Source organism: Sulfitobacter sp. PR48, assembly GCF_028807335.1.
Classification (GTDB): Bacteria; Pseudomonadota; Alphaproteobacteria; order Rhodobacterales; family Rhodobacteraceae; genus Sulfitobacter.
The window spans coordinates 1-21,520 of record NZ_JARAMM010000003.1 but is presented as its reverse complement, the minus strand read 5'-3'; the positions used below and the strand labels follow the sequence as shown (position 1 = coordinate 21,520).

The window sequence follows — 21,520 nt, the reverse complement described above, 5'->3', positions numbered from 1 at the left end:
CTCCGACAGAGTGGATGTGTCAGACATGTCCGACCCCTTTCAGAAAATCACTGAGCACGCCGGCATATTCCCGGGGCTGTTCCACGCAGGGCAGGTGGCCTGCCTTGCGGATCAGGTGGAATTTCGAGCCGGGGACAAGATCAATGGTTTCGCGCACCAGATCGGGCGGGGTGGAGCCATCCTCGGAGCCTGCGATGCCCAGCAGCGGCAGGCGCAGGGAGGCGGTGGGCGTGTAGAAATCGGTGCCGGAAATCGCGGCGCAACAGCCCGCGTATCCGGCATCCTCGCCGCGCACCAGCATGTTGCGCCAGAGTTCTAGTTCCGGCCGGGCGCGGAAATCGGCGGCGAACCAGCGTTCCATCACCGCATCGGCCAGGCTTTCGATGCCGTCTTTTTCCACGGTGGCGATGCGTTCGGCCCACATATCCGGGTTGCCGATCTTGGCGGCGGTGTTGCTCAGCACCATGGCGCGGACCAGGTCCAGCCGCTTGGTCGCCAGCCCCTGGCCGATCATGCCGCCGATGGAGAGGCCCACAAAGACGCATTGCCGGACGCCGAGGAAATCCAGCAGCCGTTCGACATCCGTGATCAGCGCACCCATCGAATAGGGCGCAGGCGGGCAGGAAGACAGCCCATGCCCGCGCTTGTCATAGCGGATGATCCGCAGCCCGTCAGGCAGCATCGGCAGGATCGGATCCCAAAGCCGCATGTCGGTGCCCAGCGAATTGGCAAAGACCACCGGCGCACCGTCTTCGGGGCCGTCCACACGGTAATGCAGGCGCACGTCGCCGGTATCGAAAATCTTCATCAGGGGTCTCCGTTCAGTTCTATGGTGGCCATGATCTGCCCATGATCCGAGGCCAGCTTGTTATAGGGCGCCTCGGGGTGGCTGCCATCGGTCAGGTGGTCATTCAACACGCTGAAATAGGTCATTTCGCCGATATGCCCCTTCCAGTCCGGCAGGAAATGCCGCGACAGCATGATTTGGTCAATACTCTCGTAATTGCCGCCGAAGGCCGCCGTATAGACCATGTCGCGCAGGGATTTGCGCACAAAGAGCTTTTCCGCCGGATGCAGCCGCAGCGCTTCGATGTCTTCGGTGATCTGTGCGCTTTCGGCTTCGGTATAACGGTCGCCGCGATGCTGTGCATCATGACGCAGCATCCAGGCATAGTTCCTGAAGGGGACTTCGCCGGTGATGATCTCGGTGCTGACGGCATGTTCGCCATCGTTGAAATCCCCCAGCACGATCACCGGGTTGCCTGCGCGCAACTGCTGAACGATGGCGCCGCGCAGCACCCAGGCCTCGGCCATGCGGCGCATCGCGGCACGGGCCGCACCCAGCGCGCGGCCAATGGGATCATACTGCGTCAGGTCGGCCTCTGGCGCGAATTCGGCCCCCTCCGGGCGGATGTATTCGCCCAGTTTCGATTTCAGGTGGCAGTTGAAAACGGTGATGACCCGCCCTGCCACCGGCACCCGCACCTTCAGGATGGGGCGGCTCAGCTTGTGGATGGTGAAATGCCCGCCCTCGTCGCCGCCGAAGGTCTGAAAGGGGATCTGCAAGGGCCGGTCCAGCACCTGAATGATCTGCGGCTCTTCGGCAAACCCCAGACGCGACAACACCGCCACACCGGGGCGACGCTGGCCCGGCGCGCCGTCATGCACATTGGGCGCAAAGGCCAGCGCGGCATTGCCGTAATCGCGGTAAGCCAGCCGGTCGAAAATCGCCCGGTGGCGATAGCGCTTGTCCGCGCCCGGCAGGCTGGCGGCATTGCTGTCCATGCCATAACGGTCGGCGCGGGCGATGGTGGCGCGCAAGGCGTCCTCTTCAAAAATTTCCTGAAAGCCGATCACATCGGCGTTCAGCGTGGCGATCTGGTCGGCCAGCCAATCCTCTTTCCAGGCGTATTCCTCGGGCGTGTAGGACTGGAACCGGTAATATTCCTTGTCCGGCCCGATCAGGTTCTTGACGTTGAAACTGGCGATCGTGAAAGCGGTCATAGGGTGGCGAGCGCCCGGGCAAACATGGCGGGGTCCACATTGCCGCCGGAAATGGTGACAATCACGTCCTCCCCCGCGATCTGATCGGCGCGGTAGAGCGCGGCAGCCAGTGCCACGGCAGCACCGGGTTCTGCCACCAGCTTGAGCCGGTTGAAGGCCTGACCCATCGCCGCCAGCGCCTCCTCCTCGGTCACCACAAGGCCGGGACCGCAGAGGCGGCTGAGAATAGGGAAGGTGATGTTGCCCGGCTGCGGCGTGAGGATCGCGTCACAGATGTTGCCCGAACCCTGCGCGTTGCGCTCTATCCGCCCGGAGACGAGTGACCGCGACACATCGTCAAACCCGGCAGGTTCTGCCGGGCGCACCCGCAGCCCCGGCGCTTCGGCCTCCAGCGCCAGTGCGATGCCGCTGGTCAGGCCGCCGCCGCCGCAACAGACAATGACATCGGCGGTCTCGATCCCCTGTTCCGCCGCCTGCTGTGCAATCTCAAGCCCGCAGGTGCCTTGCCCCGCGATCACCTGCGGTTCGTCGAAGGGTTTGACCAGCGTCAGACCACGCTCCGCGCTGAGCCTTTCGCCGATCTCGTCGCGGTCTTCGGTGGCGCGGTCATAGGTGATGACCTCGGCCCCCAGGGCGGCGGTGTTCGCCAGTTTCAGCGCGGGGCTGTCGGCGGGCATGATGATGACGGCGGGCACGCCATGCATCCGCGCGGCCAGCGCCACACCCTGCGCGTGGTTGCCCGAGGAAAAGGCGATGACACCGCGCTGGCGCACCTGCGCATCCATCGCCGCCAGCGCGTTGTAGGCGCCGCGAAACTTGAAGCTGCCGGTGTGCTGCAGGCATTCCGGCTTCACCCAGAGGCGGCGGCCCGCGATCTCGTCCAGAAAGGGCGATGACAGCAGCGGGGTGCGCCGCGCCTGGCCCTCCAGGCGCTGGGCAGCGGCGCGGATCATCTCGATGTTCATGACAGTTTTCCTATCCATTCTTTCAGGGCGGCAATCGCCTCCGGTTCATCCAGAAAGGGAACATGGCCGCGCCCCGGCACCACGGCGGTGATCATGTCGGGGCGGCGTTTCTGCATTTCGGCCAGGGTCTCGGCGCTCAGCAGGTTTGACGCGGCACCCCGGATGCACGCCAGCGGCAGGCCCGCCATAGCATCGAAAAAGGGCCAGAGGTCGGGCGCGGGCTGGCCCATCGCCGCCTCAACCGCTTTGCGCATCTGCGGATCATAGGTGATCTTCAGCCCCTCCGCGTCCTGAACATAGTGTTTTTGCGCCTCTTCCAGCCAGCGGCTTTCGGGCACCCCTTCGAATTCGGGAAAGGCGCGGGCCATGGCGGCGGCGGCTTCCGTATGGGTTTTTGCCGCCGGGTTGCGCCCGATGTAACCCATGATGAAATCCAGCCCCGCCGGGTCGATGAAGGGGCCCACATCGTTCAGCGCCACGCCCAGCAGGCGGTCCTTTGCCCCCGCTGCCAGCCCCATGGCATTCAGCCCGCCGCGCGAGGTGCCCAGGATCGCCACCTTGTCGAGACCCAGATGCGCCAGCAGTTCCAGCACGTCGCGGCATTCGACGGGCAGGGTGTAATTCTGCCAGTCGGGATCGAAACCGGATTGCCCGCGCCCGCGATAATCCAACCGGATCAGCCGGTTGCCCGCCAGGTGCGGGGCGACATAGTCGAAATCGGCACCGGTACGGGTGAGCCCCGCAAGGCAAAGGATCGGCAGGCCGTCGCCCTCGTCGGTGTAATGCAGGGACAACCCGTCGGACGTGGTGAATTTCCCCATCACAGGCCCGCCAGTGCCGGGATGCCGGTCAGGTCTTGCAGCCGGTGCGCAGGGGTCCAGGGCAGGCGGTCCAGCGGCTCTCCGCCACGGTTGACCCAGGCGGTGACAAAGCCATAGCCGGTTGCCGCCGCCGCGTCCCAGCCGTTGGAGGAAACAAACAGCACCTCGTCGCGCGCGCAACCGAAATGTTTGCCCACCAGACCATAGACCGAGGCGTCGGGCTTGAAGATGCCGACACTTTCCACCGAGAGCGAGACATCCAGCAGATCGCCGATCCCGGCGCTGTCGACCGCGCCCTGCAGCATCGCGGGGGATCCGTTGGAGAGGATCGCGGTGTTCATCCCGCCCTGTTTCAATGCGGCAAGCATCGCAGGGACTTCCGGGTAGGCCTGCAATTCCCAGTAAAGCGCCAGCAGCCTTTCGCGCAGGGCGGGATCGCCCGCGTGGCCGGTTTTTTCCAGCGCCCAGTCCAATCCGTTCTGGGTGACAATCCAGAAATCCTCATGCGCCCCGGTGACGGCGCGCAGCCAGGAATATTGCAATTGCTTGCTGCGCCAATGCTCTGCCAGCACCGGCCAGTCGTCCCGAATCGCGGTAAATGCCGGTTCCGATGCGGCCTGACGCGCGGCGGCGGCGACATCGAACAGCGTGCCATAGGCGTCGAAAACGCAGGTGGTGATGGGCATGCGCGGTCTCCTTGCTTGGGGGCAGATTGTCACGGTGCGTCCGGGCTTGAAAGACCCGAAATGGCGCTTTGCGCGCCCCGGGCGCGGGGGGTTTACACCCGTGCCATGCTTTGAAAGGGTAGCGCGAATCCGAAGCACCCGCGCAGATACGCGGCCTTTAATACATTCCCGAACAGATTGGAGATCTTCATGACTGAGGTTAAATCAGGCGATAAAGTTGCTATTCACTACACCGGCACGCTGCTGGACGGCACCACATTCGACAGTTCCGAAGGGCGCGACCCGCTGGAATTCGAAGTCGGCTCCGGCCAGATCATTCCGGGCCTCGACGGTGCCCTGCCGGGCATGGCCGTGGGCGAAAAGAAAGTGGTCAAAGTGCCCAGCACCGAAGCCTATGGCGCGGTGAACCCCGAAATGCGCCAGGCTGTCCCGCGCGAAGGTATCCCGGCGGACATCCCGCTTGAAATCGGCACGCAGTTGCAGATGCAGACCCCGGACGGGCAGGCCCTGCCGGTGACCGTGGTGGATGTGGACGAAGCAACCGTGACGCTGGATGCCAACCACCCGCTGGCAGGCAAGGACCTGCAGTTCGACATCGAAGTTGTCAGCATCGGCTGAGGCTTGCAGGCGGGGCCGGACCCCGCATCCGGAATTCAGGGGCGCGGTTTCAGGGTCTGAAGCTGCGCCCCTGTTTCATTCGCCATTGCCGCCGGATCCAGCGCGGGGCCTGTTGCGCCAGCGGTGGGCCGGTTCACCTTGACCCGGTCGCGGGGGCGGGTGCTGACCTGAACCGCGTTGTTCTCTGCGCCCTGCGGCAGCACGGCCGGGCTGGCCTGCGGCGTGGCCGCGGCATCGCGCCCCATCATGGCCAGGATCGCATCGCTGCCCGCGGTTGTCAGCGCGCGGCGCAGGTCCGGCTCGGCCCGCAGGATGGCGGCGATGGTCAGCATCAGCACGATCCCCAGGATGCGGGACCAGAACAGCGCGCGACGCGACCGGTCCCGGCGCGATTGCAGCACTTCGTGGCGGTATGTCTCGAAGAAGTCCATGCCCGCCCTCTACGAGCCGAATTCGGCAAAAACAGGGCGCGCCTTTGATTTCTGACGCGGACGGAAAATTCGAATTTTCCGGGCCGGACTTTTCGAAAAGTCCGATCCCCCCTCGCAGATGTCGGTCCTTGGGCCTATGGAGGGGCATGAACAGCGATAGCACCTTTGAAATCTTCCTTGTCTGCGCCCCGGGGCTGGAGACCGTCCTGCTTGAGGAGGTCGTCGAGAAAGGCTTTGCCGCGCCCGCACCCGGTCCGGGTGGCGTGACGATCAGCGGCGGCTGGCCCGAGGTCTGGCGCGCGAACCTTGAATTGCGCGGGGCCACGCGGGTGCTGGTGCGCATCGGGCAGTTCATGGCCTTTCACCTGGCGCAGCTGGACAAACGCGCGCGCAAGTTCCCCTGGGGCGAGGTGCTGCGTGCGGATGTGCCGGTGAAGGTGCAGGTGACCTGCAAGGCCTCGAAAATCTATCACGCGGGTGCCGCGACCCAGCGGATCGAGACGGCGCTGCGCGAAAGTCACGGCATCACGGTCTCGGCAGAGGCCGAGCTGGTCATCAAGGTGCGGATCCATGACAACACGGTGACCATCAGCCTCGACACCAGCGGAGAGGCCCTGCACAAGCGCGGCCACAAGGAAGCGGTGGGCAAGGCCCCGATGCGCGAGAACCTGGCCGCGCTTTTCCTGCGGCAATGCGGGTATGACGGCACCGGGCCGGTGCTGGACCCGATGTGCGGCTCCGGCACCTTTCTGATCGAGGCGGCGGAGATCGCGGCGGGCCTGAAACCCGGACGCAGCCGCAGCTTTACCTTTGAGAACCTTGCCAGTTTCGATCCGGCGCGCTGGGAAGAAATGCGCAGCACTGCGCCGGGCACGCCGCCCGAAAACCGCTTCTTTGGATCGGACCGCGATGCGGGGGCCATAAGGATGAGCAGCGCCAATGCCGCGCGCGCAGGCGTGGCGGAGTGGATCAGCTTTGCCTGCCATGGGGCGGGCGAGGTGATGCCGCCCGAGGGCCCCCCCGGCCTTGTGATCGTGAACCCGCCCTATGGCGCGCGGATCGGCAACAAGAAACTGCTCTATCCGCTTTACGGGACTTTGGGTCAGACGCTGCTGAGCCGGTTCAGGGGCTGGCGTGTCGGGCTGGTCACCAGCGAGCCGCCGCTGGCCAAGGCGACAGGGCTGCCCTGGCAGCCGCAGGGCGCGCCGGTGGCCCATGGCGGCATGAAGATCTGGCTCTGGCAGACACCGGTGCTGCGCTGAGGCCGGGGGGCATGGACTGGATAACGCGACTCTTTGCCTCTTTCGACGGCCAGAACTTCAGGGGATCCACATATCGCGCCATGCAGTTCGGGTCCAAACCGGACCTTGGCGCGACGGGGGCGGTTCGGGCGCTGCCAAAGCTTTGCTTTGGCAATTGGTCTTCACTTGGAGAGCGCAGATCGGGCTCAAACCGGACCTTCGGCGCGAGGCGCGTGAAAGTCTGGTAAGCGGGCTATGTTTCCGTCAATCAATACGTCTCAGGTCCGATTCTCGCACCGTTTTGGTTTCAGCGCGACCCTTCCGTGCTGCGCGCCCGGGTTCAGAGGTTTTCGGCCTGTGGCATTCCCAGAACGTGAAAGCCGCCATCGACATGGATGATCTCACCGGTGGTGCAGGCGCCCGCATCGGAGGCCAGGTAGACCGCCGTGCCGCCCACGGCCTCCAGCGTCGCATTGGCGCGCAGAGGCGCGTTCATGTCGGTGTGCTTGTAGGTCTTGCGCGCCCCGCCGATCGCGGCACCGGCCAATGTCTTCATCGGGCCGGGCGAGATGGCGTTCACCCGGATGCCATCGGGGCCCAGATCATTGGCGAGATAACGCGTCGCGCTTTCCAGCGCGGCCTTTGCCACCCCCATGACGTTATAGTTCGGCACCACCTTGTTCGATCCCTGGTAGGTCAGGGTCAGCAGGGTGCCGCCATTCTCGACCATCAGCGGATGGGCGCGGCGGGCCACCTCGATGAGGCTATAGGCGGAAATGTCGAGTGAATGCTTGAAGTTGGCGCGGCTGGTGTTCAGGAACCGGCCCGTCAGTTCGGATTTGTCCGAAAAGGCAATCGCATGGACCACAAAGTCGATGGTCGGCCAGCGCGCCTCCAGATTGTCGAATGCGCGGTCGAGCGAGGCGTCGTCGGTGACATCCACATCAACCATGAAATCCGCGCCGATGCTTTCCGCAAGCGGCTTCAGCCGGCTGCCAAAGGCTTCGCCCTGATAGGTAAAGGCCAGTTCCGCGCCTGCCTCTGCCATCGCCTTTGCGATGCCCCATGCGATGGAGCGTTCGTTGGCGACCCCCATGATGAGGCCGCGTTTTCCCTTGAGCATATCCGACATGATCCGGTCCTATCCCTGAAACTTCGACAGGATCATCGACCCGTTGGTGCCGCCAAACCCGAAGGAGTTGGTCATGACCGAATCCAGACCTGCATTATCCACCCGCCTGGTCGCGATTTCGGCAGGGTCCAGCGCGGGGTCCAGCGATTCGACGTTGATCGACGGGGTGATGAAATCATGTTCCAGCATCAGCAGGCAGAAGATCGCCTCCATCGCGCCGGCAGAGCCTTGTCCGTGGCCGGTCATCGACTTGGTGGAGCTGACCGGCGGGGTCTTGCCCTGGCCAAAGACGCGGCGCACGGCTTCGATCTCGCCCACATCGCCGACGGGGGTCGAGGTGCCATGGGCATTGATATAGCTGACCTTGCGGCCTTTGGGCAGGGTGGCCAGCGCCAGTTCCATGGCGCGCTGGCCGCCTTCGCCGGAGGGGGCGACCATGTCATGCCCGTCCGAGGTGGCGGCAAAGCCGGTGACCTCGGCGTAGATCTTCGCGCCGCGGGCTTTCGCGTGCTCCAGGTCTTCCAGCACCACGATGCCGCCGCCGCCGGTAATCACGAAACCGTCGCGGTTGGCGTCAAAGGCGCGGGAGGCCTTTTCGGGCGTGTCGTTGTATTTGCTGCTCATGGCGCCCATGGCGTCAAACAGGCAGGACAGGGTCCAGTCCAGTTCTTCGCCGCCGCCGGCGAACATCACGTCCTGTTTGCCCATCATGATCTGCTCTGCCGCCGATCCGATGCAATGCAGCGAGGTGGAGCAGGCCGAGGTGATGGAATAGTTGATGCCCTTGATCTTGTAGGCGGTGCTCAGGTTCGCGCTGATCGTCGAGGACATGCATTTGGGCACGGCGAAGGGGCCGATGCGCTTGGTCGCGCCGGTGTCCCGGACCACGTTGTGCGCGGTGAGCATGGCCGAGGTCGAGGGCCCGCCGGAGCCCGCGATCAGACCGGTGCGCGGGTTGCTGATGGTGGCTTCATCCAGGCCCGCGTCGGCAATCGCCTGGCCCATGGCAATATGGGCATAGGCCGCACCCGGCCCCATGAAGCGCAGGGTGCGTTTGTCGATGTGGTCGGTCACGTCGATCTTGAGCGTCCCGGCGATGCGGCTGCGAAAGCCGTGTTCGGCCATTTCCTCGCTTGCAACGATCCCCGATGTGCCCGCCTTGAGAGCGGCAAGCACTTCTTCGGCGTTGTTTCCGATGGATGAGACGATCCCCAAACCTGTGACGACGACGCGGCGCATGGGCGCACTCCTTTGATGGTCTTTGTTCTGTTTAGGACAGGTCTGTCGTGACACGCAACCGGATTGGGCGGGCCGGACGTGATCGCGGGCGCGCGCCCGGCGCCTTCCCTGGCCCTTTGCCGCGTGCCGGTATTTCCTGTCATCCCCGCCGCACAGGCGGCAGGGGGCAGGGCGGCGGCGCGGCTCAGCTTTCGCTCAGCGCGACCTTCATGTCCTTGACTTCATAGATCACTTCGCCGTCGGCCTCGACGATGCCGTCGGCCACGCCCATGGTCAGGCGGCGGGTCTGGATCGCCTTGGTGAAGTCGATCTTGTAGGTCAGCATCTTGCGGTCGGGGCGCACCATGCCCTTGAGCTTGACCTCACCCACACCCAGCGCATAGCCGCGCCCCTGCCAGCCGCGCCAGCCCAGGTTGAAGCCGGTCAGCTGCCACAGGCCGTCAAGGCCCAGACAGCCCGGCATGATCGGGTTGCCGGGAAAATGGCACTCGAAGAACCAAAGATCCGGGGTGATGTCGAATTCGGCCGTGATATGGCCCTTGCCATGGGCACCGCCATCGCCGGAAACATCGGTGATCCGGTCCATCATCAGCATCGGCGGCGCGGGCAATTGCGCATTGCCGGGGCCGAACAATTCTCCGGCGGCGCATTTCAGCAGTGCGTCCTTGTCGAAACTCGTGGGGTAGTCGGCCATGCGGCGGCTCTCCTGCTCGGGTCATTCCAGTCTGTCCCGTCTAGCATTGCGATATTGCGCGCCGCAAGGGTCCCGAGCCTATTGCCCGATTTCCGAATATCAATTGAAAATCCCGCCCGAAGTGCTTAGTACAGAAGGAGGAACAGACAATTGGGGCCGGGATGGCGCAGACACATCAGGACAATGGAACAAGATGGCTGGAGCAGGCGGGCGTGCGCCCGACGCGTCAGCGTGCCATACTTGCGCGTCTGCTGGTGGGGGACGGCAAGCACCGCCATGTCACCGCCGAAAGCCTGTTCGAGGCGGCCAAGGGGCAGGGCGATGCGGTATCGCTTGCCACTGTCTACAATACGCTGCGCGCCTTTTGCGAAGCGGGGCTTTTGCAGGAAGTCACCGTAGACGGGTCCAAAAGCTATTTCGACACCAACACCCATGACCACCCGCATTTCTACTGGGAAGATGATGGCAAGCTGACTGACGCGCCCTCGGATCAGCTGATCATCTCGAACCTGCCGGATGCCCCCGAAGGGGCCGAGATTGCCTCCGTCGATGTGGTGATCCGCCTGCGGCGCAAGGCCTGACCGCGTTCAGGGTTATCTGGCCATGACCCATCCGCTGCTCTCCGCAGATCTGATCGAGACCTATCAGCGCGACGGTGTCGTGCTGATCAAGGGGTTGTTTGCAGATCATGTGGACACCCTGCGCGCCGGCGTCGAACGCAATATGGCCGAACCCGGACCCTATGCGTCGAACAATGACAAACCGGGCGAGACCGGGCGTTTCTTTGACGATTACTGCAACTGGCAGCGCATTCCCGAATTCGAGGATGTGATCCGCGGCTCCGACGCGGCCCAGGTGGCGGCGGAGCTGATGCAAAGCGCCACGGCGCAGGTGTTCCACGATCATGTTCTGGTCAAGGAACCCGGCACCTCCATGGCCACGCCCTGGCATCAGGACGGGCCGTATTACTTTGTCGAAGGGCAGCAGACGGTCAGCTTCTGGTCACCGCTTGATCCGGTGCGCGAGGCATCGCTGCGCTGCGTCGCAGGGTCGCACCTGTGGGAAAAGCCTGTGTTGCCGACCCGCTGGGTCAAGGGGGATGCGTTTTTTGACCCCGAACCCTATATGCCCGTGCCGGACCCTGATGCCGAAGGCATGGATATCCGCGAATGGGAGATGGCGCCGGGCGATGCGGTGGCTTTCAACTATGGCATCCTGCACGGGGCGCGGGGCAACACCAGCGCGGCGCGCAGGCGGGCTTTTTCGCTGCGGCTTGTGGGCGACGATGCGCGCTATGTGGAACGGCCCGGCCCGACCTCGCCGCCGTTTCCGGGGCATGACATGGTGCCGGGGCAAAAACTGCGCGAAGACTGGTTTCCGGTGCTTTGGGGGGCGTGACAAAGGTTTGTTCTGGCACTCTGATCCGGTCAGGAATTTGACCGTGATGCGCGGTGCTGATTTTCGTGAGCGATGCGGCAAAATGCGGGTTTGAGCCCTGCGTGACGCGAAGCGCAAGCCGGGCCAGCGCCTGCCCGGGGTGGGCGATGCCGACTTGTGTAAATGCCACTTAATTTCTCAACCGTGATGAACTCCATCGAGGGAACACCCAGCCTCACCAAATCGCCTACCCGTCATGCCAAAGGCATGCCGACGATCAACGACGCACCTTCGGTGCGACGGGCGGGCAGGCGATGGCCCGGCGCCTTCGGCTTGTTCCGGGCCTGGGTGCCAGTAAACGATGGCAGCAATGTCCCGCTCAGCGGCCCTTGCTCCAAGTCGCGGTCAAGGTCAGCTTTGCGACGCTTGTGGCGAAATTTTCATGCCACGATGCTTGCCGGAAACACATCGCATCTCCTCAGAACCACTGCCCCGGTTCCATCAGGCCAAGGTCAAGCAGCTGACGCGAGTGCCATTCGAACGGGGCCGAGTTGTGCCATTTGAAGGTCTCGATCTCGAACTTGCTGCCGGGATTGCTTTTCAGCGCCTTGGCAGTGCGGAACGAACAGATGGCCGCCGTGATGTTGTGATGCCAGGGGCAGGCATAGGTATTGTATTCTTCATCGTTGAAAGTGTGGTCCCAGCGCAGGCGCAGCCCCTTTTTGGCCCGGAACAGCGCGATGCGGTCGATCTTGCGGCGCACGGCGGGCACATGTTCCTCGTAGCGCCAGCGCAGACCGCCAAAGAAATCAAGCTGCCGTTCCTTGGGGTGGCCGTGGTTGTCCTCGTCCGGGCGGGCCAGGGCGTAATAGCCCGAGCGGTCCATATGCGCCTGATCCAGCGATACGGCGTCCGGGTATTGCTTCAGGTCTTCGGCATATAGATCGACGACATAGGTCAGCATCGCATCGCGGCGTTCCTCGCTGTGGAACGCCAGCATCTCGATCACATTGCGGGTCTCGCAAAAGGGGTGGAACAGGTATTCGGCGTTGAAACAATAGTACAGCCATTGGCCCGGCACCGCATCGATGACGGTGTTTACGGCGGTTTCCATCGCGCCTTCCAGGCTCATGTTGTAATCCACCCGCAGCACGGTGTCCTGCAGGTCGCGGGGCAGATCGAAGCTCTCGGGCATCAGGGCGACGACGCTGGTAAACCCGGCCTGCTGGTGGTGGCGCAGGGTCGTGGCCACCTCCACATCGTCTTCGACCATGATCAGCGCCACCGGCCCCTTGGCCAGTTTCGCGGTATTGTCTTTGATCATGGCGGTCAGGCCGGGGTACTGCATATCTGCGCTCTGGATGGTTTTATGCGGCAGAATCGGTTAATTCCCGGTGCATTGCAAGCCTTGCCGCGCCCTGTTAGACGGCAATCTCCCCCGCATCAGGACCGGACCGATGACCAAGAAGCTCTTTATCAAGACCTACGGCTGTCAGATGAATGTCTATGACAGCGAACGCATGGCCGAGGCGCTGGGCGGGCAGGGCTATGTGGAGACGAAGACGCCCGAAGATGCGGATATGATCCTGCTGAACACCTGCCACATCCGTGAAAAGGCAGCGGAAAAGGTCTATTCGGAACTGGGGCGCCTGAAGCCGCTGAAGGATCTGAACCCGGATCTGAAGATCGGCGTGGCGGGCTGTGTCGCCCAGGCCGAGGGCGAAGAGATCATGCGCCGCCAGCCGGCCGTTGACCTGGTTGTCGGCCCGCAGACCTATCACCGCCTGCCCGAGATGGAGGCGCGGGTGCGCGCGGGCAAACCGGCGCTCGACACCGATTTCCCGGCGGAGGACAAATTCGACCACCTGAAGGGCCGCCCCAAGGCGCGGCGCGCACCGGCGGCTTTCCTGACCGTGCAGGAAGGCTGTGACAAGTTCTGCGCCTTCTGCGTGGTGCCCTATACCCGCGGCGCCGAAGTCTCGCGTCCCGCGACCCGGGTGCTGGAAGAGGCCCGCGACCTGGTGGAGCGGGGTGTGCGCGAGGTGACCCTGCTGGGTCAGAATGTGAACGCCTACCACGGCGGCATGACCCTGGCGGGGGTGATCCGGGAACTGGCCCGCATCGACGGGCTGGAACGTATCCGCTACACCACCAGCCATCCCAACGACATGGGCGACGACCTGATCGCGGCGCATGGTGAAGTGGACAAGCTGATGCCCTATCTGCATCTGCCGGTGCAATCGGGCAGCGACCGCATCCTCAAACGGATGAACCGCAGCCACACGGCGGAAAGCTATCTGCGGCTGATCGAACGCATCCGCGAAGCGCGGCCCGACATCGTGCTGTCAGGCGATTTCATCGTGGGCTTCCCCGAAGAAACCGACGCCGATTTCGAGGCGACGATGGAGCTGGTCCGGCAGGTCCGCTACGGCTATGCCTATTCATTCAAATATTCGTCGCGCCCCGGCACCCCGGCGGCAGAGCGTCCGGGCGTGGACCCGGCGGTGGCGGACGAAAGGCTGCAACGGCTGCAGGCGCTGATCACCGCGCATCAGCGTGACATTCAGGAAAGCATGGTCGGGCGCGAGCTGGATGTGCTGATCGAGAAACCGGGGCGCAACCCCGGCCAGATGATCGGCAAATCGCAATACCTGCATTCCGTCCATGTTCAGGATGGCTCTGCCGGGGTGGGCGAGATTGCGCGCGTCAGGGTGCTGGACGCCAAGACGAATTCGCTCGGCGGCGTCCAGATCTGAGCCCGCAGAGCCTGACCCGAAGGTCAGGCCCCGGGTTCAATTTTCAGTAATTGTGGCGGCGGTGCGAACCGGGATCGGCCCAGATCCGCTCCATCGTGGCTTTCAGCGCACCGGGGCGCCCCACAAGGTTCGGGTCGCGGCAGATCCGCGTGGCGATGGCATCGGCTGTCGAATAATCGTAGCCGACAGAGACCAGCGTATCGACGAAGACGGCGTTCGGGCGGTCCCAGATCACCTCTTGCCAGGGGCCGCGCCAGCAGCTGACCACGATGCGGTTGCCGGATGGTCCGTAATCGCCGTAGTGATAGCTGTAGGTCGTGTGTCTCTTGTGGTCCGCAGCGGCCGGCACGGCCATGGCGGCCACGGCGGCAGCCAGTACAATTTTCTTGATCATTTCCCACACCCCGGTGTTAAGGCCGATACGCTCGGCATTGCAGCCCGTTTTGGTCGAATGTGATGACGCCAGTTAGCAGCCCGGCCGTCGCGACATGAACGGAATGGAACAACGATTAAGGCAGAACTGGGGCATTTCAAGCTAATTCTTCAAGGAAATCGGGCGCAAAGTGGACAATCCTGATGTGACTACGGGTATTGTGCCGGGGTCGTGATCAATAGTGTGGGGGCACTACCCCAACGTGTATTTATCGGGAAATTGCACGTCACCACTTTGCCCTAAATCTGCCCGGAGAAACACGAAATCGCCCTGACCACGCCGACGCTGCCGGACAGGGTGAATCGCGCCAAGGCGGCGCATTGCATTGGCGAGATTCGTTTTGCGGCGCGGCTGTCTTGCGATTGCGCCATTCTGCCACCGAACCGGCACCGCAAAGCTGGTTTAACCCGCGCAATTCAAGTCATTCGTGAAAGAAAACCGCTATTTCATTGATTGCGCGGCACAAACAGGGCGGAAATCTGTGATACATGCTTCACAGCTTGGCAAAATTTACCTAACCTTGCCGAATATGCGGGGCTGTTCCGAACCTGGGACGGACGGCCCTATCGTGGGGGAATAAAAAGGAAAATGCTGTGGTGAATATTATCTCCAAAGCGATCCGCACCGTGGCGAGCCTGTCGCTGGTGGCGGCAATCGCCTTGCAAGCGTCAGCTGCCGACGCGCAGACACGGTCGCAATCGGGACGCGACAAAGGGGTTTATGTCCCGACCATCTGGGTTGATCCCGATGGCTGTGAACATTGGGTGATGGATGACGGTGCCGAAGGGTACATGTCGCCGCATGTCAGCCGTCAGGGTATTCCGGTCTGCCACCGGGGCAACGTCTGCGGCGTGATGGAGACCGACCAGTTCTTTGCCACAGACAGCTATCGCATTCACAGCGCGGGCCGCGCACGGTTGCTGAACTTCTTCCAGACCACCGGTGCCGTCAGCTATATCATCACCGGACATACCGACAGCCGCGCTTCGGATGCCTATAACATGCGTCTGAGCTACAACCGTGCCAATGCGGTTGCTGCAATCGCATCCCAGGCCGGGGCACGGATTGCGGATGTGCGCGGCTATGGCGAGCGTCTGCCTGCGGCACCCAACAACACCGCTGCGGGCATGGCCAAGAACCGCCGCGTCGAAATCATCTGCATTCGCTAAGGGGACAGTCACGTGATCAAAACTAAAATTCTTATGGTGACCGCCTGTGCCTTTGGCCTGTCAGCCTGCGCCGATTACGAAGGTGGCCTGGGCCGCGGCTATCCGTCGGATAAATCCGTGGACCGGGGCATCGACAAGAAACACCTGAGCCAGCTTCAGGCAGGCATCTGGGTCGACCCGAACGGATGTGACCACTGGATCATCGACGATGGTGTCGAAGGATACCTGTCACAGCGTCTGGACAAATACGGCAAGCCGGTCTGTTCCGGCGTCGCACCGCCCAACCATACCGTGGGTGACTTCAAAGGTGGCTCCAAAATCTGGGACCCGAACTGATTTGACCTCAATTGTCGCAATATCGGGGCCGGCGTGTTGCACACGCCGGCCCTTTTTCTATGCTTGCATTAAACGACTCCCTTAAGTTCAGCTTCATGACCCAACCAAGGAGCATCCCTTGACCCCAAGCGACCTGACCACAGCGCCGGATATCCCGGTGGACCGTGTGCTTGAATTTCCCGACAACCGCCTGCTGATCGACCTCTGCGGTGCCTATGACGCGCATCTTGCTGCCATCGAAAAGGCGCTGGAGGTGCAGATCGTCCGCCGGGGCAATCACCTGAGCGTGCTGGGTGAGGCCGATGCGGCCGACCGCGCCGCCAGCCTGCTGAACGCGCTTTATGCCCGGCTCGAAGGCGGGCGTTCGGTGGAACCTGCGGACATCGACAGCGCCCTGCGCATGGGCGGGTCCGATGCGGGCACCGGGGTGCGGCAGGGCGACCAGATCGAAATGCAGATCGGCGAAACGGTCGAGATCCAGACCCGCAAGAAACGGGTCGAGCCGCGCACGGAGGCGCAGAAGGCCTATGTCAAATCGCTGTTCGACAATGAACTGGCCTTTGGCATCGGTCCGGCAGGCACCGGCAAGACCTACCTGGCCGTCGCGGTGGGCGTCAGCATGTTCATCGGCGGACATGTGGATCGCATCATCCTGTCGCGCCCGGCGGTCGAGGCGGGTGAGAAACTGGGCTATCTGCCCGGCGACATGAAGGACAAGGTCGACCCCTACATGCAGCCGCTTTATGACGCGCTGAACGATTTCCTGCCGGGCAAGCAGCTGGCCAAACTGCTGGAGGAAAAGCGGATCGAGATCGCGCCGCTGGCCTTCATGCGCGGGCGGACGCTGTCGAATGCCTTTGTCGTGCTGGACGAGGCGCAGAACGCCACCTCGATGCAGATGAAGATGTTCCTGACCCGCCTCGGCGAAGGGTCGCGCATGGTGATCACTGGCGACCGCACCCAGATCGACCTGCCGCGCGGTGTCGCCTCGGGGCTGGCGGATGCGGAACGACTGCTCAAGACCATTCCCAAGATCAGCTTCAATTATTTCACCTCGAAGGACGTGGTGCGCCATCCGCTGGTCGCTGCCATCATCGAAGCCTACGAGGCGGATACAGGCACCGGGTGATGCAACGGAATCGGGGCAATTTCCTGACCGGCACTGACGGGCACCGGGCGGTGCGCTGTGGATGACCTGTCGATCGTGATCGAGGATCCGCGCTGGGAGGCGCTGGGGCTGGCGGGGCTTGCCGCAACGGCAATCCGCGCCACGCTGACCGAACTGGCGCTGGAGCCTGACAATTGCGAAGTCACGCTGCTGGCCTGTGACGATGCTCGTATCGCGGTGCTGAACGGAGATTTCCGCGCCAAGCCGACCCCCACAAACGTGCTGAGCTGGCCTGCGGAGGAGCGCGCGGCCGACCAGCCCGGCGGCAATCCGCAGGCGCCGGAACCCGGCCTTGACGGGCTGTGCGAACTGGGCGACATCGCGATCAGTTTTGACACCTGCACACGCGAGGCGCATGCTGCCGGAAAGCCGGTCTCCGACCATGTCACGCATCTGGTGGTTCACGGATTGTTGCATCTGCTCGGCTATGATCACGAAACCGACGCCGATGCGGCCCTCATGGAGGGGCTGGAAGTCAAAATACTTGGCAAAATGGGTCTGAATGACCCATATAGGAACTGAAGGGGCATTTGCCCGCATACTAAGACAGGACCCAATGGGCGATACAGACGGATCTTCTAGTGCAGCGCGTAGCGCGCTGGCCGAAGACAATTTGGACGAAATCGACGACAGCAATGCCCGACAGGGCGGCTTTTTCTCTCGTGTGATCGGGGCGCTCAGCCCCTCCGATTCAGATGATGAAAGCGAACTGACGCTGCCCCCCGTGGACCGTGTCAGCGCGCGCGGCATGATGAACTTGCGGCGGATGCGGGTCGATGACGTGTCGGTCCCCACAGCCGATATCATCGCGGTGCCGGTCACCGCCACGATGGATGAGCTGGTGGAAGTGTTCAAGGAAAGCGGCCTGACCCGGCTGCCAGTCTATGACGGCACGCTCGACACCCCCGTCGGCATGGCACATCTCAAGGACCTGGCACTGCAATACGGGTTCAACGGCGAAGCCCATGATTTCGATCTGGCCGCCATGGTGCGTCCCTTGCTGTTCGTGCCGCCGAGCATGACCATCGGTGTCCTGCTGACCAAGATGCAGGCGGAACGCCGGCACATGGCGCTGGTGATCGACGAATACGGCGGTGTGGACGGTCTGGTGACCATCGAGGACCTGATCGAACAGGTCATCGGCGAGATCGAGGACGAGCACGACGTCGACGAAGGCAAATACTGGACCAAGGAAAAACCGGGCACCTATCTGGCCCTTGCCAAGACCCCGCTTGAGGATTTCGAGGCCGAGATCGGACATTCCCTGACCGACCACGACGATGTGGACAAGGAAGAGATCGACACGCTGGGCGGTCTCGTCTTCATGCTGTCGGGGCGGGTGCCTGCACGGGGCGAGGTTGTGCTGCACCCGGACGGGCCGGAGTTCGAGGTGATCGACGCCGATCCGCGACGGATCAAACGCCTGCGCGTGCGCACCACCGGAGCCTCGGGATGACCCAGCGCCTGACGGCGTGGCAGGCATATCTTCTGGCGGCAGTGTTCGGGGCAGGGGGTGCATTCGGCCAGCAACCCTATGATCTGCCGCCGCTGATGCTTATGGGCATGATCGGCGCGGTCTGGCTGTTTCAGGGCCGCGTCACGGCCCGTCAGGCAGGCGTTACCGGCTGGGCCTTCGGGCTGGGCTATTTCATGCATGCGCTGCAATGGATCGTGTCGCCCTTCATGGTGGATGTGGCGCGCCACGGCTGGATGGCCCCCTTTGCGCTTGTCTTCATGGCGGCGGGCATGGCGCTGTTCTGGGGCGTGGCATTCTGGGGCGCGCGCCGGTTGTCGCGGGCAGGCCCCTGGGCGCTGATCCCCTGCTGGACTGCGGCGGAACTGCTGCGTGCCTATATCTTTACCGGCTTCCCCTGGGCCAGCCCGGCGCAGTCCGGCGTGGGTGTTCTGGCGGGACAGGCCCTTGCCTGGATCGGGCCGCACGGGCTGAACGCGATCCTGATCGCGGTGGCGGTCTGGGCGGCCAGCGCGCTGACAGGCCCGCCGCACGCCCTGCGCTGGCGCATCCTGCGCGAAACGGTGGTGCTGGCCACGCTGCTGGCGCTGCTGCTGCCGGTGATGCGTAGCGATGCCCCGCTCTCGGGCCATACGGTGCGGCTGGTCCAGCCCAATGCGCCGCAAAAGGAGAAATGGGACCCGGAAAAGATCCCTGTCTTCTTTCAACGGCAACTTGCCTTCACAGCCGCCCCGCCCCAGCAGACCGCGCCCGACCTCGTGCTCTGGTCGGAAACCGCGATCCCCTGGAGCCTTGAATGGGCCGGGACCGCCCTGGAGGAGATCGCCCGCGCCGGGGGCGATGCCCCGGTGGCGCTGGGGGTGCAGCGCAGCGACGGGCTGCGGTATTTCAACGCGATGATCACCCTGGACCAAAGCGGCGCGGTCACACAGACCTATGACAAACACCACCTGGTGCCCTTCGGGGAATACATGCCGCTGGGCGATCTGCTGGCCCGTTTCGGCATCTATGGGTTGGCGGCAAACCAGGGCCACGGCTATTCGGCAGGGCCGGGGGCGCGGCTGCTGGATTTCGGGCCGCTGGGTCATGCGCTGCCGCTGATCTGCTACGAGGCCGTCTTTGCCCATGACGTGAATGCCGCGCCGGAACGGCCGGATTTCCTGATCCAGATCACCAATGACGCCTGGTTCGGGCGCGGTGCCGGTCCGCGCCAGCATCTGGCCCAGGCCCGGATGCGGGCCATCGAACAGGGCCTGCCGCTTGCCCGCGTGGCCAATACCGGCATTTCCGCAATGATCGACCCCCATGGCCGGATCACCGCCAGCCTGCCGCTGAACACCGCCGGCTACATCGACGCGGCCCTGCCGACGCCGGGGGCGGTGACACCCTATGCGCGCAGCGGCGATCTGCCGCTTGCCCTGCTTGTGACCATCGCGCTGGCGTTCCTCGGCGGGCGCGCGTTGCGTCGGAACCGGGCATGATTTTGCGTTTGGCGCATCACTCTTACGCCGATTTCAGGTTGAATCCCCTAAGCGATTGACGCCTCTTTGAAGGCCGGATAAGCCAACCCAATCGCGCCACAACGGCTTCCTGACGTGGCGTCTTGATTTTTATTTGGAGCACGACATGTCCCGACAGAACTATATTTTCACCTCGGAATCCGTTTCCGAGGGTCACCCCGACAAGGTCTGTGACCGCATTTCCGACGCGGTTCTCGACGCATTTCTCAGCGAAGAACCCGAGGCCCGCGTCGCGGCAGAGACCTTTGCGACGACAAACCGCGTCGTGATCGGCGGTGAGGTCGGGCTGTCCGACAAGGCAAAGCTGAGCGAATACATGGGCCGGATCGAGGATATCGCACGCGCCTGTATCAAGGACATCGGCTATGAGCAGGACAAGTTTCACCACGAGACCTGCGAAATCACCAATCTGCTGCACGAACAATCCGCGCATATCGCCCAGGGGGTGAATGCGGCCGAGAACAAGGACGAGGGTGCAGGCGACCAGGGCATCATGTTCGGTTTCGCCACCGACGAGACGCCCGAGCTGATGCCGGCACCGATCCATTATGCCCATGCGATCCTGCGCCGACTGGCCGAGGTGCGCAAGGACGGCACCGAGCCGACCCTGCGCCCCGACGCCAAGAGCCAGCTTTCCGTGCGTTACGAAGGCGGCAAGCCGGTTGGTGTCAGCTCCATCGTTCTGTCCACCCAGCACGAATCCGAAAGCCAGTCGAGCGATGACATCCGCGCCATCGTGGAACCCTACATCCTTGAGGTTCTGCCCGAGGGCTGGGTGACCGACGACACCGTCTGGCACGTCAATCCGACCGGTGTCTTTGTGATCGGCGGCCCCGACGGGGATGCGGGCCTGACCGGCCGCAAGATCATCGTGGACACCTATGGCGGTGCCGCGCCGCATGGCGGCGGCGCCTTCTCGGGCAAGGATCCGACCAAGGTGGACCGTTCCGCCGCCTATGCCGCGCGCTACCTGGCCAAGAACGTCGTGGCCTCCGGCATGGCCAGCAAATGCACCATCCAGCTTTCCTATGCCATCGGCGTGAGCGAGCCGCTGTCGATCTATTGCGACACCCACGGCACCGGCGAGGTCGAGGATGCGGCGGTTGAAAAGGCGATTCGCAACGCCATGAGCCTGACGCCCCGCGGCATTCGCCAGCATCTGGAGCTGAACAAGCCGATCTACGCCCGTACCTCTGCCTATGGTCATTTCGGTCGTGCGCCGGAGGCCGATGGCGGCTTCAGCTGGGAACGCACCGATCTGGCAGACAAGCTCAGGGCAGCTGTCTGAGCCGCAGATCACAGACCGCCGGGTTCTTTGTGAGGAACCGGGCGGCGCGCATCCGATCAGGCGGCCCCCCCGGGGGCCGCTTCAGATTGCTGACAAACCCGGAAACGGCTGCCGCCGGAGGTAAATCGTTCTTCTGCGCTCAGCGTTACGTTTTCGAACGAAGGGCCG

Annotated in this window: 23 protein-coding genes and 1 riboswitch; of the genes, 12 read left to right on the top strand and 11 right to left on the bottom strand. The window is 63.5% G+C overall.

Annotated elements, in window-relative coordinates:
• Nucleotides 1-19 precede the first annotated feature (19 nt).
• The 5 genes from pcaD to PVW51_RS04725 are packed head-to-tail and all read right to left on the bottom strand — an operon-like array spanning nucleotide 20 to nucleotide 4,476.
• The gene (gene pcaD / locus PVW51_RS04745; protein WP_274573800.1) at nucleotides 20-808 is read right to left on the bottom strand and encodes a 3-oxoadipate enol-lactonase; all 789 of its coding nucleotides are present in this window, start codon (nucleotides 806-808) and stop codon (nucleotides 20-22) included.
• Entirely contained in the window at nucleotides 808-2,004 is a 1,197-nt protein-coding gene (locus PVW51_RS04740; protein ID WP_274573799.1) for an endonuclease/exonuclease/phosphatase family protein, read from the bottom strand. Before PVW51_RS04740 ends, pcaD begins: the two co-directional genes overlap by 1 nt.
• Nucleotides 2,001-2,969, bottom strand: coding sequence for a threonine ammonia-lyase (locus PVW51_RS04735; RefSeq protein ID WP_274573798.1), 969 nt, complete (start codon nucleotides 2,967-2,969; stop codon nucleotides 2,001-2,003). The genes PVW51_RS04740 and PVW51_RS04735 overlap by 4 nt, the downstream gene beginning before the upstream one ends.
• Nucleotides 2,966-3,790, bottom strand: a complete 825-nt coding sequence (locus PVW51_RS04730; protein ID WP_274573797.1) for an alpha/beta fold hydrolase — start codon at nucleotides 3,788-3,790, stop codon at nucleotides 2,966-2,968. The genes PVW51_RS04735 and PVW51_RS04730 overlap by 4 nt, the downstream gene beginning before the upstream one ends.
• The gene (locus PVW51_RS04725; protein ID WP_274573796.1) at nucleotides 3,790-4,476 is read right to left on the bottom strand and encodes a haloacid dehalogenase type II; all 687 of its coding nucleotides are present in this window, start codon (nucleotides 4,474-4,476) and stop codon (nucleotides 3,790-3,792) included. Before PVW51_RS04725 ends, PVW51_RS04730 begins: the two co-directional genes overlap by 1 nt.
• A 189-nt stretch (nucleotides 4,477-4,665) precedes the next feature.
• Between PVW51_RS04725 and PVW51_RS04720 the strand changes: the two genes are divergently transcribed.
• Nucleotides 4,666-5,094: an FKBP-type peptidyl-prolyl cis-trans isomerase gene (locus PVW51_RS04720; RefSeq protein ID WP_114275354.1), complete on the top strand. Its 429-nt coding sequence runs from the start codon at nucleotides 4,666-4,668 to the stop codon at nucleotides 5,092-5,094.
• A gap of 35 nt (nucleotides 5,095-5,129) precedes the next feature.
• Here PVW51_RS04720 and PVW51_RS04715 read toward each other — a convergent pair whose 3' ends face one another.
• Nucleotides 5,130-5,525 carry a hypothetical protein gene (locus tag PVW51_RS04715; RefSeq protein ID WP_274573795.1) on the bottom strand — a complete coding sequence of 132 codons (396 nt, stop codon included), beginning with the start codon at nucleotides 5,523-5,525 and terminating at the stop codon, nucleotides 5,130-5,132.
• Between the two features lie 146 nt (nucleotides 5,526-5,671).
• Here PVW51_RS04715 and PVW51_RS04710 point away from each other — a divergent pair, with 146 nt between their 5' ends.
• Nucleotides 5,672-6,787, top strand: a complete 1,116-nt coding sequence (locus PVW51_RS04710; protein WP_274573794.1) for a THUMP domain-containing class I SAM-dependent RNA methyltransferase — start codon at nucleotides 5,672-5,674, stop codon at nucleotides 6,785-6,787.
• A gap of 319 nt (nucleotides 6,788-7,106) precedes the next feature.
• On the opposite strand, the gene PVW51_RS04705 is transcribed toward PVW51_RS04710, so the two are convergent.
• The 3 genes from PVW51_RS04705 to fabA form a co-directional block, all read right to left on the bottom strand.
• A complete protein-coding gene (locus tag PVW51_RS04705) occupies nucleotides 7,107-7,898 on the bottom strand; it encodes an enoyl-ACP reductase FabI (RefSeq protein WP_274573793.1) in 792 nt (263 codons plus the stop codon).
• 9 nt (nucleotides 7,899-7,907) lie between these two features.
• Nucleotides 7,908-9,137: a beta-ketoacyl-ACP synthase I gene (gene fabB, locus PVW51_RS04700; RefSeq protein WP_274573792.1), complete on the bottom strand. Its 1,230-nt coding sequence runs from the start codon at nucleotides 9,135-9,137 to the stop codon at nucleotides 7,908-7,910.
• A 184-nt stretch (nucleotides 9,138-9,321) separates the two neighbouring features.
• Entirely contained in the window at nucleotides 9,322-9,831 is a 510-nt protein-coding gene (fabA, locus tag PVW51_RS04695; RefSeq protein WP_067287173.1) for a bifunctional 3-hydroxydecanoyl-ACP dehydratase/trans-2-decenoyl-ACP isomerase, read from the bottom strand.
• Nucleotides 9,832-9,992: 161 nt separating this feature from the next.
• On the opposite strand from fabA, the gene irrA reads away from it, so the two are divergent.
• Nucleotides 9,993-10,412 carry an iron response transcriptional regulator IrrA gene (irrA, locus tag PVW51_RS04690; protein ID WP_269361085.1) on the top strand — a complete coding sequence of 140 codons (420 nt, stop codon included), beginning with the start codon at nucleotides 9,993-9,995 and terminating at the stop codon, nucleotides 10,410-10,412.
• A gap of 22 nt (nucleotides 10,413-10,434) precedes the next feature.
• Complete coding sequence (locus PVW51_RS04685; RefSeq protein ID WP_274573791.1) at nucleotides 10,435-11,229, top strand: phytanoyl-CoA dioxygenase family protein; 795 nt, start codon at nucleotides 10,435-10,437, stop codon at nucleotides 11,227-11,229.
• A 457-nt stretch (nucleotides 11,230-11,686) separates the two neighbouring features.
• Here PVW51_RS04685 and PVW51_RS04680 read toward each other — a convergent pair whose 3' ends face one another.
• On the bottom strand, nucleotides 11,687-12,556 hold the full coding sequence (locus tag PVW51_RS04680; RefSeq protein WP_274573790.1) for a hypothetical protein: 870 nt from the start codon (nucleotides 12,554-12,556) through the stop codon (nucleotides 11,687-11,689).
• Between the two features lie 109 nt (nucleotides 12,557-12,665).
• On the opposite strand from PVW51_RS04680, the gene miaB reads away from it, so the two are divergent.
• Entirely contained in the window at nucleotides 12,666-13,964 is a 1,299-nt protein-coding gene (gene miaB, locus PVW51_RS04675) for a tRNA (N6-isopentenyl adenosine(37)-C2)-methylthiotransferase MiaB (protein ID WP_274573789.1), read from the top strand.
• A gap of 43 nt (nucleotides 13,965-14,007) precedes the next feature.
• Here miaB and PVW51_RS04670 read toward each other — a convergent pair whose 3' ends face one another.
• Nucleotides 14,008-14,358: a hypothetical protein gene (locus PVW51_RS04670; protein WP_114275351.1), complete on the bottom strand. Its 351-nt coding sequence runs from the start codon at nucleotides 14,356-14,358 to the stop codon at nucleotides 14,008-14,010.
• 632 nt (nucleotides 14,359-14,990) lie between these two features.
• Here PVW51_RS04670 and PVW51_RS04665 point away from each other — a divergent pair.
• The 7 genes from PVW51_RS04665 to metK all read left to right on the top strand — a co-directional run bounded on the left by PVW51_RS04665 (nucleotide 14,991) and on the right by metK (nucleotide 21,352).
• A complete protein-coding gene (locus PVW51_RS04665) occupies nucleotides 14,991-15,566 on the top strand; it encodes an OmpA family protein (RefSeq protein WP_443069508.1) in 576 nt (191 codons plus the stop codon).
• Nucleotides 15,567-15,578: 12 nt separating this feature from the next.
• Nucleotides 15,579-15,902 carry a hypothetical protein gene (locus PVW51_RS04660; protein WP_274573788.1) on the top strand — a complete coding sequence of 108 codons (324 nt, stop codon included), beginning with the start codon at nucleotides 15,579-15,581 and terminating at the stop codon, nucleotides 15,900-15,902.
• A gap of 118 nt (nucleotides 15,903-16,020) precedes the next feature.
• Nucleotides 16,021-17,031, top strand: coding sequence for a PhoH family protein (locus PVW51_RS04655; protein WP_274573787.1), 1,011 nt, complete (start codon nucleotides 16,021-16,023; stop codon nucleotides 17,029-17,031).
• A gap of 57 nt (nucleotides 17,032-17,088) precedes the next feature.
• Nucleotides 17,089-17,592 (top strand): rRNA maturation RNase YbeY, encoded by a 504-nt coding sequence (gene ybeY / locus PVW51_RS04650; RefSeq protein ID WP_274573786.1) that lies wholly within the window; start codon nucleotides 17,089-17,091, stop codon nucleotides 17,590-17,592.
• 34 nt (nucleotides 17,593-17,626) lie between these two features.
• A complete protein-coding gene (locus PVW51_RS04645) occupies nucleotides 17,627-18,526 on the top strand; it encodes a hemolysin family protein (RefSeq protein WP_274573785.1) in 900 nt (299 codons plus the stop codon).
• On the top strand, nucleotides 18,523-20,025 hold the full coding sequence (gene lnt, locus PVW51_RS04640) for an apolipoprotein N-acyltransferase (RefSeq protein WP_274573784.1): 1,503 nt from the start codon (nucleotides 18,523-18,525) through the stop codon (nucleotides 20,023-20,025). Before PVW51_RS04645 ends, lnt begins: the two co-directional genes overlap by 4 nt.
• A gap of 90 nt (nucleotides 20,026-20,115) precedes the next feature.
• Nucleotides 20,116-20,166, top strand: a riboswitch (SAM-SAH riboswitch).
• Between the two features lie 4 nt (nucleotides 20,167-20,170).
• Nucleotides 20,171-21,352 (top strand): methionine adenosyltransferase, encoded by a 1,182-nt coding sequence (gene metK / locus PVW51_RS04635; RefSeq protein ID WP_274573783.1) that lies wholly within the window; start codon nucleotides 20,171-20,173, stop codon nucleotides 21,350-21,352.
• Nucleotides 21,353-21,520: the final 168 nt, after the last annotated feature.

Bases quoted from the DNA above. Each gene is read 5' to 3' on its own strand.
- pcaD (WP_274573800.1), bottom strand. From the start codon at position 808: ATGAAGATTTTCGATACCGGCGACGTGCGCCTGCATTACCGTGTGGAC.
- PVW51_RS04740 (WP_274573799.1), bottom strand. From the start codon at position 2,004: ATGACCGCTTTCACGATCGCCAGTTTCAACGTCAAGAACCTGATCGGG.
- PVW51_RS04735 (WP_274573798.1), bottom strand. From the start codon at position 2,969: ATGAACATCGAGATGATCCGCGCCGCTGCCCAGCGCCTGGAGGGCCAG.
- PVW51_RS04730 (WP_274573797.1), bottom strand. From the start codon at position 3,790: ATGGGGAAATTCACCACGTCCGACGGGTTGTCCCTGCATTACACCGAC.
- PVW51_RS04725 (WP_274573796.1), bottom strand. From the start codon at position 4,476: ATGCCCATCACCACCTGCGTTTTCGACGCCTATGGCACGCTGTTCGAT.
- PVW51_RS04720 (WP_114275354.1), top strand. From the start codon at position 4,666: ATGACTGAGGTTAAATCAGGCGATAAAGTTGCTATTCACTACACCGGC.
- PVW51_RS04715 (WP_274573795.1), bottom strand. From the start codon at position 5,525: ATGGACTTCTTCGAGACATACCGCCACGAAGTGCTGCAATCGCGCCGG.
- PVW51_RS04710 (WP_274573794.1), top strand. From the start codon at position 5,672: ATGAACAGCGATAGCACCTTTGAAATCTTCCTTGTCTGCGCCCCGGGG.
- PVW51_RS04705 (WP_274573793.1), bottom strand. From the start codon at position 7,898: ATGTCGGATATGCTCAAGGGAAAACGCGGCCTCATCATGGGGGTCGCC.
- fabB (WP_274573792.1), bottom strand. From the start codon at position 9,137: ATGCGCCGCGTCGTCGTCACAGGTTTGGGGATCGTCTCATCCATCGGA.
- fabA (WP_067287173.1), bottom strand. From the start codon at position 9,831: ATGGCCGACTACCCCACGAGTTTCGACAAGGACGCACTGCTGAAATGC.
- irrA (WP_269361085.1), top strand. From the start codon at position 9,993: ATGGCGCAGACACATCAGGACAATGGAACAAGATGGCTGGAGCAGGCG.
- PVW51_RS04685 (WP_274573791.1), top strand. From the start codon at position 10,435: ATGACCCATCCGCTGCTCTCCGCAGATCTGATCGAGACCTATCAGCGC.
- PVW51_RS04680 (WP_274573790.1), bottom strand. From the start codon at position 12,556: ATGCAGTACCCCGGCCTGACCGCCATGATCAAAGACAATACCGCGAAA.
- miaB (WP_274573789.1), top strand. From the start codon at position 12,666: ATGACCAAGAAGCTCTTTATCAAGACCTACGGCTGTCAGATGAATGTC.
- PVW51_RS04670 (WP_114275351.1), bottom strand. From the start codon at position 14,358: ATGATCAAGAAAATTGTACTGGCTGCCGCCGTGGCCGCCATGGCCGTG.
- PVW51_RS04645 (WP_274573785.1), top strand. From the start codon at position 17,627: ATGGGCGATACAGACGGATCTTCTAGTGCAGCGCGTAGCGCGCTGGCC.
- lnt (WP_274573784.1), top strand. From the start codon at position 18,523: ATGACCCAGCGCCTGACGGCGTGGCAGGCATATCTTCTGGCGGCAGTG.
- metK (WP_274573783.1), top strand. From the start codon at position 20,171: ATGTCCCGACAGAACTATATTTTCACCTCGGAATCCGTTTCCGAGGGT.